Source organism: Patiriisocius hiemis (assembly GCF_031846325.1).
Taxonomy (GTDB): domain Bacteria; phylum Bacteroidota; class Bacteroidia; order Flavobacteriales; family Flavobacteriaceae; genus Patiriisocius_A; species Patiriisocius_A hiemis.
Genome location: NZ_JAVRHZ010000008.1, coordinates 142,071 through 162,314 on the forward strand (window position 1 = coordinate 142,071; position 20,244 = coordinate 162,314).

The window sequence follows — 20,244 nt, forward strand, 5'->3', positions numbered from 1 at the left end:
TGTTATTTTGATAAGGGTTATCAAAAAAAGGTTGCAATTTTTCCTCAAATCTAGGGGTTTAGATTGACATTTCAAAACAAAACACCAATTACAAAACCCTACAAAACCTAGTAATATTATAGGCTAATGCGTTTTTACTACTTATTTTCTAACCACTTTCTAGCGTTTACAAAACCTTCAATCCACGGACTTACTTCATCGGTTCTTTCTTTGGGGTAATGTGCCCAATTCCAAGGAAATGTAGATCTTTCTAGATGAGGCATCATTACTAAATGTCTTCCAGTAATATCTGTCATCATAGCAACATTATAATCACTCCCGTTAGGATTTGCAGGTAATTTATCATAACCGTACTTACCAACTATATTATAATGCTTTTCTTCTTTTGGAAATTTAAATTTACCTTCTCCATGTGCAGCCCAAATTCCAAGGGTACTACCTGCAAGAGAGGATAGCATGACAGAGTTATTATCTTGTATTGTTACGGATGTGAATGAGCACTCAAATTTACCCGTATCGTTATGAAGCATTTTTGGTTTTTCAACGTCATTTGGAGTTAACAAGCCCAACTCTATAAATAATTGGCAACCATTACAAACCCCTAGTGACAAAGTATCTTCTTTTGAAAAGAAATTCTTTAATGCTTTATTAGCTTTTTCATTATACAAAAAAGCACCTGCCCAACCTTTTGCACTTCCTAATACATCACTATTAGAAAAACCACCAACTGCAGCAATAAACTTAATATCGTCTAACGTTTCTCTCCCTTCTATTAAATCTGTCATATGCACATCTTTAACATCAAAACCAGCTAAGTACATTGCATTTGCCATTTCTCGTTCGCTATTACTTCCTTTCTCTCTTATAATAGCAGCTTTTATTCTTGGCTTGTTTGTTTCTGGTAAATTATGGTTTGGAGAAACTCCTGTAAAATTCTTTGGAAATTTAAACTGAAGTGGTTGTTGTTTATAATTTTCAAAACGCTCTTTAGCTTTTTCTACTCCGCTTTGTTTTTGATCAAGTAGATATGATGTTTTATACCATACATCCCTCATTTCTGGAACTGAAAAAGTAAGGTTGTCTGAGTGGTTTTTAATATGAAGTTTTTCAGCAGTACTAACTACTCCAATTTTATTGAAATGAATCTTATTGTTAGAAAGAATTTCCTCAAGATGTGCATCATCTGAGGCTTGAATTATTATTCCACAATTTTCAGAAAAAAGCACTTTTACAGTATCAGTTTCATTTAGATTTGTTAAATCAAGTTTTGCACTAAGTTTACTATCTGCAAAACACATTTCGAATAAAGTAGTAATTAACCCGCCAGATGCTATATCGTGACCAGCAACAATTAAATCATGCTTTATTAATTCTTGGACTGTATTAAACACATTTTTTACGTAGGTTGCATTACGTACTGTTGGGGCCTCGTTACCAATGGTATTTACAATTTGTGCAAATGATGAACCTCCTAGTTTAAAATTATCTTCAGAAATATTTATATAATAAATACTTCCTTTTCCTTTTTGTAATACTGGTTCTATAACTTTAGTAATATCATTACAGTTTCCAGCAGCAGATATAATAACAGTACCAGGCGCTATTACCTCTTCATCTTTATACTTTTGCTTCATTGAAAGGGAATCTTTTCCAGTAGGAACATTTATACCCAATCCTATTGAAAAATCACTTACCGCTTCAACAGCTTTATATAGTCTAGCATCTTCACCTGGGTTGTTACAAGGCCACATCCAATTAGCAGAAAGGCTAATACTTTGCAAACCATCTTTTAATGGAGCCCAAATTATATTAGTAAGTGCTTCAGTAATACTATTTCTAGAGCCTGCAACTGGATCAATTAACCCAGAGATAGGAGAATGTCCTATTGATGTTGCAACTCCTTCCTTGCCTTGGTAGTCAAGCGCCATGACTCCACAGTTATTTAAAGGTAATTGTAGAGGTCCTGCACATTGTTGTTTTGCAACACGCCCAGTTACACATCTATCTGCTTTATTAGTGAGCCAATCTTTACAAGCAACGGCTTCTAATTGTAATACTTGCGAGATATATTCCTTTATTTTTGAAGTATCGTACATAGGGTTTTCATAATTTCTAACTATAGTAGCGTCGGTCATTATGGTTTTGGGGGAACTCCCAAACATATCTTCCAGCATAAAGTCCATTGGTTGTTCACCAGTAGCTTTACTTTTAAAAAGAAAACGATTATCATTGGTAACATCTCCTACTTGATACATTGGAGACCGTTCTCTATTTGCAATTTTTTGAAGTGTATTTATATCTTTTTCTCCAATTACAAGTCCCATTCTTTCTTGGGATTCATTACCAATAATTTCTTTTGCCGAAAGTGTGGGGTCTCCAACTGGCAACTTATCTAAGTCTATATTACCTCCGGTCTCTTCAACCAATTCACTTAAACAGTTAAGGTGTCCACCTGCTCCGTGATCATGTATTGATACAATTTTATTTTCTTCACTTTCTACCATGCCTCTTACAGCATTTGCAGCTCTTTTCTGCATTTCTGGATTAGAACGCTGTATTGCATTTAATTCAATTCCACTTTCAAATTCACCGGTATCTGCAGAAGAAACAGCAGCACCTCCCATACCAATTCTATAATTCTCACCACCAAGAATTACAATTTTATCACCTTCTTTTGGCACATCTTTAATTGCTTGCTCAGCTTTTCCATACCCGATACCACCTGCAAGCATAATTACTTTATCAAAGCCTAATTTTCTTGCTTCTTCTTCATGCTCAAAAGTTAGAACAGAACCCGCAATAAGAGGTTGCCCAAATTTGTTTCCAAAATCTGATGCTCCATTGCTGGCTTTTATTAAAATATCTAAAGGAGTCTGATACAACCATGGTCTTTCTTCCATTTTTTGTTCCCAGGGTCTATTTTCTTCTAGCCTAGAATAAGAAGTCATATAGACCGCTGTTCCTGCTAGAGGCAATGAACCTTTTCCACCAGCAAGACGATCTCTTATTTCTCCTCCGCTTCCTGTTGCAGCCCCGTTAAAAGGCTCAACAGTAGTTGGAAAATTATGAGTTTCGGCTTTTAAAGAAATTACGCTATTAAAATCTTTTGTCTGGTAATAATCTGGCTTATCTGGTGTTTTTGGCGCAAATTGTGAAACAGTTGGACCTTCAATAAAAGCTACATTGTCCTTGTATGCAGATACAATACTATTTGGGTTTACTGCAGAGGTTTTTTTAATTAATTTAAATAATGAAGAAGGCATTTCTTCTCCATCAATAATAAAAGTCCCATTAAATATTTTATGTCTACAATGTTCACTATTTACTTGACTAAAACCAAAAACCTCACTATCCGTAAGTTTTCTATTTAATTTTACTGAAAGTTTTTCAAGATACTCCACTTCTTCTCCACTCAATGCCAATCCTTCTTCAATATTATAAGCACTAATATCATTGATCTCTTTTACAGCTTCTGGCTCAATATCTATTGCGAAAATCTCCTGATTTAATTCACTATACTTTTGGGACAACATAGGATCAAAGTCTGTAAAATCTTTTGAAGCCGTTAAAAACTCTTCGATTCTTAGAATCCCACTAATGCACATATTTTGTGTAATCTCTACAGCATTAGTACTCCATGGCGTTATCATTGCCGCTCTAGGGCCAACAAAAAAATCCGTAAGTACGGATTTTTCTATTTTATTTTGATTTCCAAAAAGCCAAGTAAGTTTTTTTATATCATCTTTTGATAGTTCGGCTTGCGTTTGGACAGCAAAAACTTTGTTTTTTACGTCTCCAAAAAAGTGAATCATTCTTACGGAAATTTGAGTGGATTTCTAAGTGACAAAGATACTCAATTTTCTAAAATTTAAGTTTTACTTTTACATTAAAAGAAGCTAGTTATTCAAGTGATTTGTTAATAAAGCAATTATTTAATAATAACTTTATTAGTACTTGAAACCCCATTAGAAATAGTCTTTAACAAATACAATCCAGGAGTGATGCTACTTACATCTACTTTTAAAACAGAGTCTATGCTACTTGTGGTAAACACTTCTTTTCCATTTACATCATAAAGCATTATAGACTCTAAAGAGTACTTACTTGTTACCCATACTGTATCTGTAGCTGGATTAGGAAAAACCTCAACAATTGTTTCCTCAAAATTTTCGACACCAAGTGTATTCCATCTATCTTCTGCTTGCGGTCCTCCCCAGATAATTGTTGCTAACGCTGGGTTATCTATAAAGGGATTTCTATTTCCATATTCTGTTTCAAGAAATTCATTACGTTGGTCTTCAAAAGGAGTTACCATATCTTCTGCATTCCATTGCAAAAATACTTGCAACATATCTGTGCTTCCTTGTGTAGAACCCACACCATTTAAAGAAGGTAAACATCTATCACCATAACGAGTGTACATGTACATCATCATTCGGGCAACATCTCCTTTCCATTCATCTCCAGGGTACCAGTTACCACTACCCACATCTCCTGCGTTTCCTGATCCTGCAGCGAACTTCTTGTTTCCTTTATTATTATTCATTTGCTGATCACTAGGTCTTAAATTATGTGGGTCTGCAACAATTCCAGTACTACCATTACTTGCGCTTCCCATATCTGGATCTGCATTACCTCTGGCAAAAACATGCTCTCTATTATACTCACAGTTTCCGCCACCAAAATCATCTTTATCCCTAGAGCGATCTGTTGTACAGTTACTATCATTAGTGTGGCCATATATAAGTAGCACATTATTAGAGTTAGCTGTATCTTCATCTGTTACCAAAAAACTATCTCTTACATCACCATAGGTAAATGTATTATTACTTATGTCAATTTTATTTTGCAGCTCAAAGTACAAATCTTGCCCTGTTAGTGTTATATCTACATCATCATAATATGGTTGCTGTGCTACAGCAATAAAAGTGATAGCGAATGTTAATAAGGAAAGTAAAAATTTATTCATTTTAATTATTTTGTTTTTTCTAATAATGCCATATAAAAACCATCAAATCCAGAAGTACTAGGCATGATGTTTTCATCTTTTACAAAGGTAAAGTCTTTTCCCGCTTCAGATGTTAAAAATAAATTAACTTGTTCTTTATTTTCTGAAGGCAAAATAGAGCAGGTTGCATATACTAACTGTCCACCAGGTTTTACCATTCTTGAATAAGAAGTTAAAATTTCCTGTTGTGTATTTTTAATTCGTTCTAAAAACTCTGGCTGCAATTTCCATTTACTATCTGGATTTCTTTTAAGCACCCCAAGACCTGAACACGGTGCATCGAGCAATACTTTATCTGCTTTTCCAATTAATTTTTTTATGGCCTTTGAAGAGTCTATAACACGTGTTTCAATATTATGTGCACCATTACGCCTTGCTCTTCTTTTAAGTTCTGTTAATTTGTTTTCATATAAATCCATTGCAACTACTTGCCCTTTGTTTTCCATTAAAGCTGCAATATGAAGTGTTTTACCACCCGCACCTGCACATGCATCAATAATTCGCATTCCAGGTTCTGGCTTTAAAAATTGAGCTACTTTTTGTGAAGAAGCATCTTGAACTTCAAACCAACCATTTTTAAAGGCATCTGTTGTAAAAACATTAGCGCGCTCTTTTAACTTTAAAGCATGTGGTACGTTTTTAATAGCTTCTGTTCTAATATCATTATCCAATAGCTCATTTTGGACTTGTTTTACAGTAGCCTTTAACGGGTTAACTCGAAGTACTACATCTGCCAATTGATTTAATGCTGATATTTCTCCATCCCATTTTTTTCCTAGTTCTTTTACACCTAGTTCATCTAACCAATCTGGAATAGATTCTCTTAACTTTCTAATTTTAGAAAACTCATCGAACTTACCTTTAATTCTTCTTGTAGGAGTATCTTCAAATTGAGGCCAATCTGGTATTTTAATTCCATTAAGAGTTGCCCAAACTGTAAACAGTCTAAAAAGGTTTGGACGACTAAATGGTTCTTTAACTTCAGCAATTTCGGCATAAAGACGCTTCCAACGCACAATATCATAGGTTGTTTCGGCAATAAAACTTCTATCGCGAGATCCCCAACGCTTATCTCTTTTAAGAGTATTTTTAAGTACCTTATCTGCCTGTTTTTCTTCATTGAAAATCAAGTGTAAAGAATCTATAGTTGCAAAAACTAAGTTACGATGTAGCCTCATGGTGAGTTGTAAATTTGTGGCAAAGGTATCATATTACATGCGATTTGTTTTAGTTACTTTTACAAAAAAAATATATGCGATATTTTACTACTTTTTTGTTGACCATTATATTAGTCTCATGTACCTCTATTTCAAAAAAAGAATTTAAAAGCGTAACTATTGAGCCTATTTTTGAAGATAGCCTTAGCATTCGTGCTATCGCTCCAATTGATAACAATAAAGTTTGGTTTGCTGCAAATAATGGTATTGTTGGAATTATTGATGAAACCACTCCTAAACTAGCAACAATTAAGTATGAAGATTCACTGCTCAACTTTAGAGCAATAGCAGCCAGAAAAAATGCTGCTTTTGTATTAAGCATTGCCAATCCAGCAGTATTATACAAAATAGGATATAATGGTACTGAAGCTACCAACATTGAGGAAGTATATTCTGAAAAGGGCGAGAAAGTTTTTTATGACGCCATAGCATTTTTTAATAACAAAGAAGGTATTGCAATGGGTGATCCTACTGAAGATTGCTTGTCTATCATTATAACAAAAGATGGAGGAAGTTCATGGAATAAAATACCTTGTGATGAACTTCCTAAAACTGAAAATGGAGAAGCTGCATTTGCGGCTAGTAATTCTAATATTGCAATTGTAAAAGACAAGGTTTGGATTGTCTCTGGTGGAAAAAAAGCTAGAGTATTTCATTCGGCAGATAAGGGTGAAACTTGGGAGGTTTATAATACGCCTATTATTCAAGGAAAAACTATGACCGGTATCTATACTGTTGATTTTTTTGACGAAAATATAGGTGTCATTTTTGGTGGTGATTGGGAACAAAAGGACTTTAATGAAGGTAATAAAGCCATTACTTATGATGGTGGTAAAACATGGAAGCTCTTAAGTAATGGAAAAGGACCTGGGTATCGTTCTTCTGTACGTTTTGTACCTAATACAAATGGAAATGGTATTGTAGCTTTAGGATCTCCCGGAATATCCTATAGTGCTGACCAGGGTAAAACATGGAAAGAACTCTCTAATGAAGGTTTTTACGCCTTAGAATTTGTAAACGATAGTGTTGCTTTTGCAAGCGGAAGAAATAAAATTGCGAAACTAAGTTTTAAATAAAGCTAGCCAGAGAGGCAAAACTTTAATCCCGTCTTCGTTTCTTATACTCCTCTAGTAATCTACGCTTGAAGTCATGCTCTGCTTTTCTAAGTTTAAGAATCTTTCTAGAAGAAATTACTTTTTTAAGGTCTTGGTAAAGTTGCTGTTTGTATTTTAACTCTTCAGAATCATAAAACACAATTTTATCTATAAGCGTATTCGCTTTTTCCTCAGAAACCTCATCTAACCCTCTCTTAAAATAACTCCACACCTCAGCCCTTTCTTTACTTCGAAGAGCATCCATACTGTCATCATATTTATTATAAATTGGCCAAAATTTTTCTGCCTCAGCAGTCGTTAAGCTTAAAGCTTCTGTAAAGTAAGCAGTTTTAAAAGCTTTTATTTTTTCATCTCTATCGCCGCCCTGCGCTACAATAGAAGCTGAACAAATAAGCAGTAAGAGTAGTATGAAATTTTTCATTTTATTCAATTAAAAGTGTTGTGTCATCAATATTATTAAGTAAATAGTCTTCAAGGTTTTCATCAGAAAAAGTAACCATAGTATTTGATAAGTCTTCTATAATTTCTTGATCTAGCATAGCTTCTAACTCATAAGTTTCTATATCTAAATTACCGGTCTCAATGTAACTTTCTAATGAAGCAAAATCTATAGTATCTATAGAAGATGTTGTATTCCCAAAATTTATAACTGAAAAAATGATAGCAATACAAGCAGCAATTGAAGCAGCAACTATAAACGAAGGCTTTTTGTACAAAGGCACTACTTTGGTTTCTATAACTTCTATTGTCTTAGAAGGAATAGAAACATCAAAACTATCAAAATAACCTTCTGGCACTTTAAATCCAGTTTCTTTGGGTAAAGTTTGAGACTCTAATGTATTAAAAAGCTTTTCTTCAAACTCATCAAAATAGTTTGAAGGAACTTTAAAACCATGTTTATATTTATTGCTTTTCATCTTGGATTTAACTAAGGGTCATATGTTTGACTATCTAATTACTAAAAGGTTTCATCTGTTTTTAAAATTTCGGTAATTTTTTTTACTGCAATGTGATAACTACTTTTTAACCCCCCAACAGATGTTTCTAAAATATCTGAAAGTTCTTCGTAAGTATACTCCTCAAAATATTTCATGTTAAATACTAGTTGTTGCTTTTCTGGTAAAGTTGCTATTGCTTTTTGCAATTTTAACTGTATCACATCACCTTCAAAATAAACATCGCTAGTTAAATTATTAATAGCTTTTTCTTTTACCTCCTCCATTGAGCTATTTAATCGCTTGCTTTTTTTCTTTAAAAAATTAATAGACTCATTAGTTGCAATGCGATACATCCATGTATATAACTTACTATCACCTTTAAATTTATCAATATTTTTATAAACCTTGATAAAGGTATTTTGCAGAACATCATCGGCATCATCGTGACTCAAAACCATTTTACGCACATGCCAATACAAACGCTCTTTGTATTGAGAAACTAAGATTCTAAAAGCTTCTTCTCTTTCTTGAGCTGACTGCAATGCAATAACTAAGTCTTGTTCTTCTACTACCAATTAGATATTGTTTGAATATTTGACATTTTAAAGTTACAAAGGTTTAATTAAATGGAATAAATGTTAAAATATAGATAAAAAACATAAATATTCGATTAAATGCAAGTTTTGTTATTTTTGTAGGAATTTTTTTATATCTTAGCACCATACTTCTTATGTATTTGTTCTATTACACTAGACATAGAACACTTTAAAACGGGTCTAAGCGGGGGCTGACCCGTTTTTTTAATATCTAAAAATAAGCATTTGTGAAAACAAAAAATTTGTAGGAATTACATTAACACATTACTAACAAGAATAAAATTTTATCGATTAAAAGCATTTTAAACCAGATAAAAAGCATAGTTTATTTGTGTAATTGAAAATATAATGTATCTTTGATATATACTTATGTATTAAACATCATTAAGAGCCCCAATTCTTACGATGAAAAGTTAAAGAGCGAAGCCCCAAATCGCTCTTTTTTTATACTAAAATTTAAATAACGTACCTTGGCATGGATTGTTCAAGGCAGTTTTATTTGAAGTTACTTTGTAAGCATATTTTATATCTACGTAAGGTTCGTAGAAATTAATTTAGCAGCAGACATGACTTCGCAGGAGTTCATTAACTAAGTGATTGCATTTCTACAAGGCTATGATATACCCCTTTTTTATCAAGTAGTTCTTGGTGCTTTCCTTGTTCAACAATCTTACCTTTAGATAATACTACAATAGTATTGGCATTTTGTATGGTAGAAAGCCTATGTGCAATTACAACGGAAGTCCTATTCTTCATCATATTTTCTAATGCTTCTTGTACTAAACGCTCACTTTCTGTATCTAATGCTGAGGTAGCCTCATCTAAAATCATGATAGGAGGGTTTTTTAAAACTGCCCTAGCAATACTTAAGCGTTGTTTTTGTCCTCCACTTAATTTATTACCACTATCACCTACATTAGTGTTGATACCCTCTGGAAGTTGAGAAACAAACTCCCAAGCGTTTGCAATTTTAAGGGCTTCAATAATCTCTTCTTCTGTAGCGTTTTCGTTTGCAACTTTTAAATTACCAGCTACAGTATCATTAAAAAGAATGGAGTCTTGTGTTACCAATCCTAATAACCCACGTAATGAATGTTGTGTGATATCTTTAATATTATTCCCGTCTATACTAATGTCTCCTTTATTAACATCATAAAAACGAGTAATAAGATTTGCAATGGTACTTTTCCCACTACCGCTTTGACCTACTAGTGCAACGGTATGGCCTTTAGGAACTTTTAAAGAAAAATCCTGTAAGACCCATTCGTCTTCGTATTTAAAGTTTATGTTGTTTATGGATAGCTCATCATTAAAATCTGATTTTGAGATTGCATCTGGACTGTCAACAATGGTAGATTTAGTTTCTAAAATTTCCAGCACTCTAGCTGCTGCTGCATTACCTTTTTTTACAGCATAACTAGCTTTACTTATTGCTTTAGCTGGTGTTAAAATATTATATGCCAATCCCATATACGCTATAAATGCAGCAGGTTCTAATGTGCCTTCTACAAGAACCATTCTACCTCCAAACCAAAGTAAAATAGCTATGACTACAATTCCTAAAAACTCACTTGTTGGGGATGCCAAGTTTTGCCTATTTAATAAACTATTTGAAAATTTATAAAATCGTGAAGTAGAGTTTTTAAACTTAGTATTGAAAATAGTTTCAGCATTAAACCCCTTAATAATTTTTAATCCACCTAGTGTTTCTTCTAAAATTGACAAAAAATACCCTTGCTCTCTCTGTACTCTATCCGACTTCTTTTTAAGGTTTTTTCCAATCCTTGAAATAATAAATCCAGAAACAGGAATAAAAATAAAAACAAACAAAGTAAGCTTCGCACTTATAGTTAGCATGAAAATAATAGTAAAAAGTATCATTAAAGGTTCTCTTACTATCAATTCTAAAATAGACAAAAAGGAATGTTGAATCTCTAAAACGTCACTTGTAATCCTAGAAATTGTATCACCTTTTCGCTTCTCAGAATAAAAAGAAACTGGAAGTGCTACTGTTTTTTTATACAAATCGTTTCTAAGATCTTTTAAAACTCCATTACGTAAAAAGGTAATAAAATACATCGCTAGGTACCCAAATAAATTTTTGAGCAAAAAAGTACTTATCACCAAAATAATCATAAACATCAAGGTATCCATTTCACCATCCCTTGCTATTTTTTCATTAATAAAGTAATTAAGTTGCCCCTCAAGATAATCACCAAGCTCAATAATCCCTGTATATTCTGGAGCCGCTGTAACTTCTTTTTTATCATCAAAAAGTACTTTAAGCATAGGTATTAGGGACACAAATGCCAAACTACCAAAGAGTGCGTAAAAAATATTAGATATTATATTTGCGATACCATACCCTTTATAAGGCAATGCGTATCTAATAATTTTTTTAAAATAATTCAATTACGAAATGTTTAAATGAGAAAGTATTTCTTGTATTCTACTTTCAAGATGTTTTTTTTGAGTTGGGTTGCTTGCACAAACACTTAAATAAAACTTAATTTTTGGCTCAGTTCCACTAGGTCGTGCTGCTATTTTACTTCCATCTTCTGTGTAATAAATAAGCACATTTGATCGTGGAATATCTAATGAAGATACTTCTTTAGTTTCTGTATGTAACGAAGTGCCATTTAAGTAATCTTCTATAATGGTTACTTTACTTCCAGCAATTTCAAAAAATGGCGCTTCACGCATTTTTTTCATAATTTTTGAAATTTCTTCGGCCCCTTTTTTCCCTTTTTTTACTAGTGATACTAACTTTTCTTGATAGTAGCCATACTTATCATACAACTCATAAAGGTATTGATATACACTTGAACCAATTTCTTTTTTTTGTGCAGCAATTTCGCATGCTAATAAAGTGGCAGTAACAGCATCTTTATCTCGTACAAAATCACCAACCATAAAACCAAAACTTTCTTCACCTCCACCTACAAAATATTGGCTTGGGTTGTCTTTTACCATTTTAGCTATCCACTTAAAGCCTGTAAGTCCAATTTTACAGTCAATATTATAATCACTAGCAATTTGTTGCATCATAGGTGTAGACACAATTGTTGTAGCTATAAAATCTGTATTTGTTAGACTTCCTTGTTTTTTATGTTGTTCAAGCAAAAAATGTGTTTTTATTATCATGGCTTGATTACCATTCAAAATTTCAAGATTGCCCTCGTTATTCTTAACAGCAATCCCAAGTCGATCACAATCAGGATCGGTACCAATTACTATATCTGCATCTTGGTTTTTTGCAATTTCTAGAGCCATTTCTAGAGCTTCAGGTTCTTCTGGGTTAGGAGAAACAACCGTAGGAAAATCACCATCTGGAGTTGCCTGTGCATTTACGACTGTTACATTTTTATACCCAGCATCCTCAAGCACTCTTGGTATCATAGTAATAGAAGTACCATGCAATGAAGTAAATACTATTTTGAGATTATCTTTTGCTTTTTGAGAGGTATTAAAACTACCATTTTTAAGAGAAGCTTCAGCAAAAGCAGTATCAACCTCTTCATCTATATATTCTATTAAATCTGAATTTTCTTCAAAATTTACATCTGTATATTCAAGCCCATTAATTTCAGAAATTATTTCTCCATCTTGAGGGGGCACTAATTGACCACCATCTTCCCAATATACTTTATAGCCATTATACTCTGGTGGGTTATGCGAAGCAGTTAGTACAATTCCGCATTGGCAATTAAGATGTTTTACTGCAAACGAAAGTTCTGGAGTTGGACGAAGATCACTAAATAAATATACCTTAATCCCATTAGCCGAAAACACATTTGCAACCACTCTAGCAAGGCTTTTACTGTTATGCCTACAATCGTATGCAATGGCAACTTTAATTTCTTGGTTTGCAAATTGTTTCTTGAGATAATTAGAAAGTCCTTGGGTGTTTTTGCCAAGGGTATACTTATTTATGCGGTTATCTCCAACCCCCATCACACCACGCATACCACCAGTACCAAAGGCAAGGTTTTTATAAAAACTATCCTCCAGACCTTCTGGGTCATGAGCAATCATCTCTTTAATTGTGTGCTGGGTTTCAGAATCAAAAAAAGGCGTCAACCACTTGTTAACACGCTCTAAGATAGCAGGGTCTACATAAATCATAGTCTGTAATTATGATGCAAAAATAGTGAAAGTTTGTCCGTTACGCTTCTAAGTTTAGGACTTCTTTAATAGTATAGTTCTTAGAGTTCTTTTTGGTTTTAAGCAATAATTCACCTAAAAAACCAGCCAAAAATAACTGTGTCCCTAAAATCATAGCCGTTAGTGCAATAAAAAATTGAGGCCTATCTGTTATTAACCTTCCTGTTGGATTTATAAATAGCTTATCAATTCCCAAGTAAATAGCAAAACAAAAACCAACTAACAAAACAAAGGCTCCCCAAGCCCCAAAAAGGTGCATAGGTCTTTTTCCAAATCGAGATAAAAAAGATATGGTTATTAAATCTAGAAACCCTCGTATAAAGCGTTCCATACCAAACTTGGTTGTACCATATTTGCGCGCTTGATGTTGTACTATTTTTTCTGAAATTTTATCATAACCTGCATTTTTTGCTAACACAGGAATATAACGATGCATCTCTCCAGTTACTTCAATATTTTTAATTACTTCATTTTTGTAGGCCTTAAGTCCACAATTAAAATCGTGTAGCTTTACTCCAGAAGTTTTTCTAGCTGCAAAGTTAAATAACTTAGAAGGTAAGTTTTTACCGAGAACTGGATCGTAGCGTTTCTTTTTCCAGCCAGAAATTAAATCATACTCATCTTGTATAATCATTTTATAAAGCTCTGGTATTTCTTCAGGATTATCTTGCAAATCTGCATCCATAGTAATCACCACATCTCCTTTTGCAATTGCAAAACCAGCATGTAGTGCCTGAGATTTTCCGAAGTTTTTTAAAAATCGAATTCCCTTTACCTCGTGGTGTTTTTGAGATAGTTGCTCAATAATTTTCCACGAATTATCGGTACTACCATCGTCTATAAAGAGGATTTCATATAAAAAATCATTGGATTGCATAACAGTTGCAATCCAATGATATAATTCTTGTAAAGATTCTTCTTCGTTAAGAAGTGGAATAACAATAGATAGTTGCATATAGCAAAAATACTAAATATGTTCTGGTCTTGGGTTTTTCATTATTAATCCTGTTATAAGAGAGATAATAAATCCAAAAAATAAGGAAACGATAAGTCCCATAGCAAACATAATTCCAGGACTCATAAATGTCTCACTCATACCAAGTGCCATATCTAATTGTTCCTCTGTCATGTTAGGGTTTTGTTCTATTATCTTATCTGCAGTTGCATCAAGCATATTTGCAGTAAAGTCTGGTTCTATAACAGTAATAAATAGCAATGTAAATAAAGAGCCTATTAGTCCAGCAATTAGAGAAATTGCTAATCCGGTCTTTAGAGATTCACCTAAAGACAAGTATCCCTCATTGTCCTTTTTAAATGCCTTAAGTCCATATACAATACAGGCTAACATAATAGCGAAATTTAAAACGCTTTGCCACCAAGGCTGTTCATAGGTCATTCCCATAGCATATACTATAACAGATACCGCTATTGTACCTAATGCTAAATATAGACCATAACTTAATGCTACTTTTTTTACTGAAGCTTTTTGAGTTTCCATTTTGTTTTGTTTTTTTGGTTCGGTGTATTAGTTACAACAAGAATTAAAATGTTACAACTTTGTTAAAGTAAATATACAAAGCATTTTTTTTAGTTCACTATTTATATGAAAATTAAACAATTTTTTAAATAAATAATTTGAAAAATAGCATTGTGGATTTAGAATTTATTTCTAAATTTGCACTCGCATTTCTAGCAGGTAGTAATGTGTTTTAAAATTACAAGAAGATGAAAAAAGGAATTCACCCAGAGAATTATAGACTAGTAGCATTTAAAGACATGTCTAATGACGATGTTTTTATTACTAAGTCAACTGCACATTCAAAAGAAACTATTGAAGTAGATGGAGTAGAGTATCCTGTAGTTAAAATGGAAATCTCTAGAACTTCACACCCTTTCTATACTGGTAAGTCTAAACTTATTGATACAGCAGGACGTATTGACAAGTTTAAAAATAAGTATAAGAAGTTTAGCAAGGAAACTAAGAAAGAAGAAGAAAAATAAATCACCCAGTCCTAGACTGATTTATAACATAAAAAAATCCAGTAGTTAAAAACTACTGGATTTTTTTATGTTTATTTTTTAAGAACTTTATTCTTGATTAGGAGCTTCTAGATAAGGAAACCCTAAGCTGAAGTCTCTGTCTCCAGCGTCTACTCCATCACTAGTTAACTGTGGCGTTCCATTGTTACCGTCAAAACGAGTACCACTCATACCCCCAAACATAAGTGTAAGAGATATATCAATAACATCGTCACTAAGTCTTCTACCCGTTAACGCACTAGTTCCATCAAAATAGGTAGTTGTCCCATCTGGAGCAACTTGTAGTGCATCAAATTGTGCCAAAACTGTTGTGAATGTAGGCGCATCTAAACCAAGAATGTTTGTTTCATAGTCCAAATCTACTCCTAACGCATCACCATAAACGTCATGATAGGCTTCTAATGTAGCCTCAAAGGTAGGCTGAAAAGCTGCTCTATCTGAGGTTAAAGAAATATTGAAATCATTTTTTACTGGGTCACTACCACTAAACACAGTATTTATTCCTGGACGGCCCATATGATCTTCTTGTACATATGTTCCTGAGAAGTCTAACATCATTGTACAAGGTTCGCAGGCGGGTCCTCCACAATCTATACCCTCTTCTTCTCCATTTTGAATTCCATCATCACATGTTTCTTGTACAATTACATTTCCATTTTCATCATCATCACATTGTACAAACAGCAATGCCATTGAAAAAGCAAAAGCTATTATTGAAAATTTTGTAGTTGTCATAAATTTTATTTTCTGTAATAAACAAAAATAAACTGAAAAACTAGCGTTGCCTAATTTTTACAGTTCATTTTTTGGGGATATATCTTAAATTTTTATTAAAATTAGAGCTTTTCTATATCTTTCATAAGTACTGGCCCTAGCTCAAATGAAGCGTCAAGTAGTTCGTCTTTAATTGGTTTTACTTTATCGTCTAATCCATTTGCTTTATAAACTAAGGCGCTATGGTACTGAGCCATAGGTTCATATGTTTTTCCTTCAACATATTTTTCAATAGTCTCTAAAGCATTTTGTTTATCTCCGTTAGATAATTGTGCTAATGCTAGTAAGTGATACGTTTCTGGGGTAGCTCGATTAGTAACTTCTTTATTTGCTAGTGCTAATGCTTTTTCTGGATCTGAGTCTGCGTAAATCTCAATTAAGTACGCATTGTACATATCACCGTATGTTTTGTTTGAAGAAACAGCATTTAAAAATGCTTCAGTTAATGCATTGCTTTTTGAAGCATCTCCATCATATTCAGCTAACTCAGCTTTAAAAAGGTAGTAGTCTGGTACTGGATGTTTTTTTGCAAGAGTGTCAAGAATTCTGTTAGCTTCCTTTGTGTTCTTTTCAGCAGCATAAGTAATCCAAGCGATTCCCTTTTTAACATAGGCATTATCTGGTTGTAATTTTAATGTCATTAGGTAGTGTTGATAAGCATCTTTAATTCTACCGGCATGTCCATAATAATCACCAAGGTTGCTATAAGTCCAAATTTTTAATTCTTTACTATTTCTAGATTCGGCTATGCTCTTTGCTTGCTCCATATATTTTATTGCAGCGTCTAAATCACCTCGATAATCACTCCACTTAGAAAGTCTTATCAAATAATTATAATCACTAGGGTTTTTTACTTTTTCAAGAAACTTATTTGCTTTTTCATATTCTCCTAGTTCCATATACACGTCAAAAAGCATTAACTCTGTTTCATGTTTTTTTGAAACACCTGCGTAACTTTCTTCAAGTACTGTTTTTGCTTCTTTGAATTTGTGCTGTGAAATATAATTACGTGCTAAGCCTCTCGCAAATGCATCTTTATTGTTTGCAGAATATTGCATTCCCTTTTTATATAAAGTCTCGGCATGTTTTAAGTTTTCTACATTACCAGACTCTGAAAATAGAACACCATATACTCCTGCAAGTGGCCCTATATCACCAACTCCAGTAGTATCATTATTGAGTCGTTTTGACCAAAAATCTTTAGTCTGTTCTGCTTCTTTTAATGAAGCCAATGGAGCACTTAAATACTCATTATAATCTGTAACTGAAGTAATCTCTACCTTCTTAGCTTCTTCATTTTTACAACTAAAGAATGCTATAGTTATTAGTAGTAAAAGTATCTTCTTCATAATTCGTGTATATAAACAAGAAAAGAGCAATAAATTGCTCTTTTCTATAAAAGTTAATTTTAAATTATTGATTTGGGTTCTCTAGGTAAGGGAATCCAAGTGTGAAATCTCTATCACCTGCATCTACACCATCACTTGTAAGCTGTGGTGTCCCATTGTTACCATCAAAACGAGTTCCGCTCATTCCACCAAACATAAGTGTAAGTGAAATGTCAATCACGTCATCTCCAAGGTTTCTTCCAGTTAAAGCATTAACCCCATCAAAATACGTTGTAGCATCTGCATTAGGCGCTACTTGTAAGGCATCAAATTGTGCTAAAACTGTTGTAAAAGTTGGAGCATCAAGACCTAGAATATTTGTTTCGTAATCTAAATCTACTCCTAGAGCTGCACCATAAACATCATGATATGCTTCTAAGGTACCCTCAAAAGTTGGCTGAAAAGCCGCTCTATCACTAGTTATAGTAGTATTAAAGTTGTTTTTAACATCATCCATACCACTAAATACGGTATTAACTCCAGGACGTCCCATATGGTCTTCTTGTGTAAAAGTACCGGAGAAATCTATCTGAGGTCCATCATCAATTGTATCATCGTCATTGCTACATTGTACGAACAATAAGGTAGTACAAACTGCAATAAAAGCTATTTTTAATCTATGTGTAATCATTGTGTAAGTTTTTATAGTTTATATCTAATTATTGTTTTCTTTTTGTAGTAACCCAAACATTATATGCATCTGGTAGACCATTAATTCCAACAGCGCCAGCTACGTGTGGCGGTGCTGTTCCTAGTAAAGAGTTAGGTACTTCTACTACTACAGCTAATACATTTAAGTTTGCAAATAAGTCTGATGCTTGTCCTGGAGGTAAAAATCCTTCTGGAGCTGCATTTCCGCTTACTACTTCATTAAATCTATTAAAGTCGAAGAAAAAAGCGTCTCTTCTTGGTCCTGCAAAAAATGTCATTCCATCTCCATTAGATGTTTGTACATCTGTAGAAGTAGAAATTAAAACACTATTAGATAAACCTGTTGTGTTAATTTGAGAGTTTAAACCTGTTTGAGTTGGCTCATTTGGTCCAAAAAAGAACATCTGGTCACCTCTTGGGATTGCTTGGATTACTAAATCCTCTACAAAATCACCTGTGTTATCAATATTAAACTCAATTACAACGTCTTCGTCAAAAGTTGCATTATTGGTAGCTGTACCAGGCGTTAATGGCCCTTGTAACGTTGCTACAAATACTGTGTTGTTAGGATTGTCTCCCTCAAATGCGTAAAGGTCAGCTATATCAGAGCTGGTTCCTGCAACTGCCGGAGCGTCAATGTGGTCTGCAGACACTAAAAATACTGCTAGTACTGCAACTGCAATACCACCAATAGCTGCAAAAATTTTTGTTTTTTTCATAATTAGATTTTTTTTCGATTATTATTTACACAATAGATACGTTCAAAGGTACTGTATGGTTTTAAGAGTTGCGTTAATATTTTGTTAACGAAAAAAAAGGCGCTACTATTTAGTTATTTCTTAGCTTTGAAATTTGTTATAAATGTGCCTATGAATCCCTCTGCGTCAGATTGGATCCCAAAATACCTGAACCGTTTCGGCCCTTTAATAGCCGAAAAGACTGTTAGTGAAGAGGTGTTTTACACTAGATTACTTGACGTTGGTTTTATATATGGGGTTTCAGTCACACCTATAATAAGAGAACCCATTAGTACATTACAGCTTACAAAAGATGAGATTACTAAAATTAATTTATTTCATGCATTAGTAAGGACACATCTTTCAATATTTCCAAATCATTCTTTTGAAAAAATAATACAAGATTGTATTGCATTTTATACTCATATTGAAAAAGGCAAAAAGAGTTTTATAAAAAAGCTTTCTCTTGTTAATTCTGATGTTAATAATCTTGAAGACATACTTTCGGCACGTTTACAAGAAACAAATACTGTTTTAAAAAAGAATACTACCTCTGTATTAACATACGCTTTACTTTATATAGACGTATTAGCTTACCGAATGTGGATTAGTAAACCCACTAATACCAAAAACTACCTAGAAGCATTAGAGAGTGTTGTTATCACATGTTGTTTTTTAGCTTTAAAGTCTAAAAAGAAAAAAAGCAAATATGATACCTTATTAATTGAGTTGTTTGAAGGGTCTTCGGAATATTTACTTAGCGCTTCCAAAAATGCCAAAATAGTATCGCTCGATGTTATAGATTCTATAAAAGAACATCATTATTCTGAAAAGAAATACATTCTAGACATTTGCTCTATTGCTGTATGGGATGATTATAAAATGGACGAAAGCGAATTTACATTTTTACATCAATTAACCGAAAAATTAGGCTTTACTAATGACGAATTAGGAAAAAGTCTTCAGTCCTTAGCACAGTTTTCAGATAACTATTCAGAAGGGTTAAAGTTATTTGAATACTCCAATCCTGTAAAACAATTTTACAAACATTCTACAGCAACCGTTAAGCTACTTATTTTACGAAACCAAAAAAGACTTATCAAAGAAATTGAAGAAAGTGGCGAGCTCTTAGTTTTATTAACACAGTCTACGATAAGAGAACTAAATACTGAAGAAAAAAATAAGGTTAAAGAACAGTTATTAGACATCTGCAAATCTGTACCGTCTCTTACTATCTTCCTGTTACCTGGAGGGGCTGTATTATTACCTTTACTTGTAAAATTAATCCCTCAATTATTACCTTCATCGTTTAATGAAAACCGATTAGATCCAAAAAAAAGAGAGAAACCATAAAGCTCCTCTCTTAAAATTATTTATTTATAAAAATGAAGTTATTTACCTTCTTTTTCTTTTTTCTTTGCTTCTCTTTTTAATTTCATGTTTTCAATTAATGCTCCTCCTATCCAGTAAGGAATAAAAGATATTAAAAAAATCATTAACCAAAAACCTATGGTTAAGATGGTTAAGAACGCTAAAAATCCTAAATACTGGTCAAATTCAAACATGATACTTTGTTTAATAAACTTGCTACAAAGATAAAAGGTTTTTTTAAGAAA

18 protein-coding genes are annotated in these 20,244 nt (G+C 33.1%); 3 read left to right on the forward strand and 15 right to left on the reverse strand.

Annotated elements, in window-relative coordinates; all coding sequences use genetic code 11:
• Positions 1–137: 137 nt before the first annotated feature.
• The 3 genes from purL to RM538_RS12350 form a co-directional block, all read right to left on the reverse strand.
• Positions 138–3,812, reverse strand: a complete 3,675-nt coding sequence (gene purL, locus RM538_RS12340; protein ID WP_311333748.1) for a phosphoribosylformylglycinamidine synthase — start codon at positions 3,810–3,812, stop codon at positions 138–140.
• Positions 3,813–3,928: 116 nt separating this feature from the next.
• On the reverse strand, positions 3,929–4,969 hold the full coding sequence (locus RM538_RS12345) for an endonuclease (protein ID WP_311333749.1): 1,041 nt from the start codon (positions 4,967–4,969) through the stop codon (positions 3,929–3,931).
• Between the two features lie 5 nt (positions 4,970–4,974).
• Entirely contained in the window at positions 4,975–6,186 is a 1,212-nt protein-coding gene (locus RM538_RS12350) for an RsmB/NOP family class I SAM-dependent RNA methyltransferase (protein ID WP_311333750.1), read from the reverse strand.
• Positions 6,187–6,260: 74 nt separating this feature from the next.
• On the opposite strand from RM538_RS12350, the gene RM538_RS12355 reads away from it, so the two are divergent.
• A complete protein-coding gene (locus RM538_RS12355; protein WP_311333751.1) occupies positions 6,261–7,301 on the forward strand; it encodes a WD40/YVTN/BNR-like repeat-containing protein in 1,041 nt (346 codons plus the stop codon).
• A gap of 22 nt (positions 7,302–7,323) precedes the next feature.
• On the opposite strand, the gene RM538_RS12360 is transcribed toward RM538_RS12355, so the two are convergent.
• The 7 genes from RM538_RS12360 to RM538_RS12390 form a co-directional block, all read right to left on the reverse strand.
• Positions 7,324–7,761, reverse strand: coding sequence for a sensor of ECF-type sigma factor (locus tag RM538_RS12360; RefSeq protein ID WP_311333752.1), 438 nt, complete (start codon positions 7,759–7,761; stop codon positions 7,324–7,326).
• Between the two features lies 1 nt (position 7,762).
• Positions 7,763–8,257 (reverse strand): hypothetical protein, encoded by a 495-nt coding sequence (locus RM538_RS12365; RefSeq protein ID WP_311333753.1) that lies wholly within the window; start codon positions 8,255–8,257, stop codon positions 7,763–7,765.
• A gap of 41 nt (positions 8,258–8,298) precedes the next feature.
• Entirely contained in the window at positions 8,299–8,853 is a 555-nt protein-coding gene (locus RM538_RS12370) for an RNA polymerase sigma factor (RefSeq protein ID WP_311333754.1), read from the reverse strand.
• Between the two features lie 606 nt (positions 8,854–9,459).
• Complete coding sequence (locus RM538_RS12375) at positions 9,460–11,286, reverse strand: ABC transporter ATP-binding protein (protein WP_311333755.1); 1,827 nt, start codon at positions 11,284–11,286, stop codon at positions 9,460–9,462.
• On the reverse strand, positions 11,287–12,999 hold the full coding sequence (locus RM538_RS12380) for a phospho-sugar mutase (protein WP_311333756.1): 1,713 nt from the start codon (positions 12,997–12,999) through the stop codon (positions 11,287–11,289).
• Positions 13,000–13,039: 40 nt separating this feature from the next.
• Positions 13,040–13,993 (reverse strand): glycosyltransferase family 2 protein, encoded by a 954-nt coding sequence (locus RM538_RS12385; protein ID WP_311333757.1) that lies wholly within the window; start codon positions 13,991–13,993, stop codon positions 13,040–13,042.
• A 12-nt stretch (positions 13,994–14,005) separates the two neighbouring features.
• Positions 14,006–14,536: a DUF4199 domain-containing protein gene (locus RM538_RS12390; protein ID WP_311333758.1), complete on the reverse strand. Its 531-nt coding sequence runs from the start codon at positions 14,534–14,536 to the stop codon at positions 14,006–14,008.
• Positions 14,537–14,763: 227 nt separating this feature from the next.
• On the opposite strand from RM538_RS12390, the gene RM538_RS12395 reads away from it, so the two are divergent.
• Positions 14,764–15,039: a type B 50S ribosomal protein L31 gene (locus RM538_RS12395; protein ID WP_311333759.1), complete on the forward strand. Its 276-nt coding sequence runs from the start codon at positions 14,764–14,766 to the stop codon at positions 15,037–15,039.
• Between the two features lie 87 nt (positions 15,040–15,126).
• Here the strand turns inward: RM538_RS12395 and RM538_RS12400 are convergent, their stop codons facing one another.
• The 4 genes from RM538_RS12400 to RM538_RS12415 all read right to left on the reverse strand — a co-directional run bounded on the left by RM538_RS12400 (position 15,127) and on the right by RM538_RS12415 (position 18,610).
• Positions 15,127–15,813, reverse strand: a complete 687-nt coding sequence (locus RM538_RS12400; protein WP_311333760.1) for a DUF4331 family protein — start codon at positions 15,811–15,813, stop codon at positions 15,127–15,129.
• Between the two features lie 101 nt (positions 15,814–15,914).
• Positions 15,915–17,201 carry a tetratricopeptide repeat protein gene (locus RM538_RS12405; RefSeq protein WP_311333761.1) on the reverse strand — a complete coding sequence of 429 codons (1,287 nt, stop codon included), beginning with the start codon at positions 17,199–17,201 and terminating at the stop codon, positions 15,915–15,917.
• A 64-nt stretch (positions 17,202–17,265) separates the two neighbouring features.
• A complete protein-coding gene (locus RM538_RS12410) occupies positions 17,266–17,871 on the reverse strand; it encodes a DUF4331 family protein (RefSeq protein ID WP_311333762.1) in 606 nt (201 codons plus the stop codon).
• Positions 17,872–17,899: 28 nt separating this feature from the next.
• The gene (locus tag RM538_RS12415; RefSeq protein WP_311333763.1) at positions 17,900–18,610 is read right to left on the reverse strand and encodes a DUF4331 family protein; all 711 of its coding nucleotides are present in this window, start codon (positions 18,608–18,610) and stop codon (positions 17,900–17,902) included.
• A 150-nt stretch (positions 18,611–18,760) separates the two neighbouring features.
• On the opposite strand from RM538_RS12415, the gene RM538_RS12420 reads away from it, so the two are divergent.
• The gene (locus RM538_RS12420; protein ID WP_311333764.1) at positions 18,761–19,981 is read left to right on the forward strand and encodes an LETM1-related biofilm-associated protein; all 1,221 of its coding nucleotides are present in this window, start codon (positions 18,761–18,763) and stop codon (positions 19,979–19,981) included.
• 38 nt (positions 19,982–20,019) lie between these two features.
• Here the strand turns inward: RM538_RS12420 and RM538_RS12425 are convergent, their stop codons facing one another.
• Entirely contained in the window at positions 20,020–20,193 is a 174-nt protein-coding gene (locus RM538_RS12425; RefSeq protein WP_311333765.1) for a hypothetical protein, read from the reverse strand.
• Between the last annotated feature and the right edge of the window lie 51 nt (positions 20,194–20,244).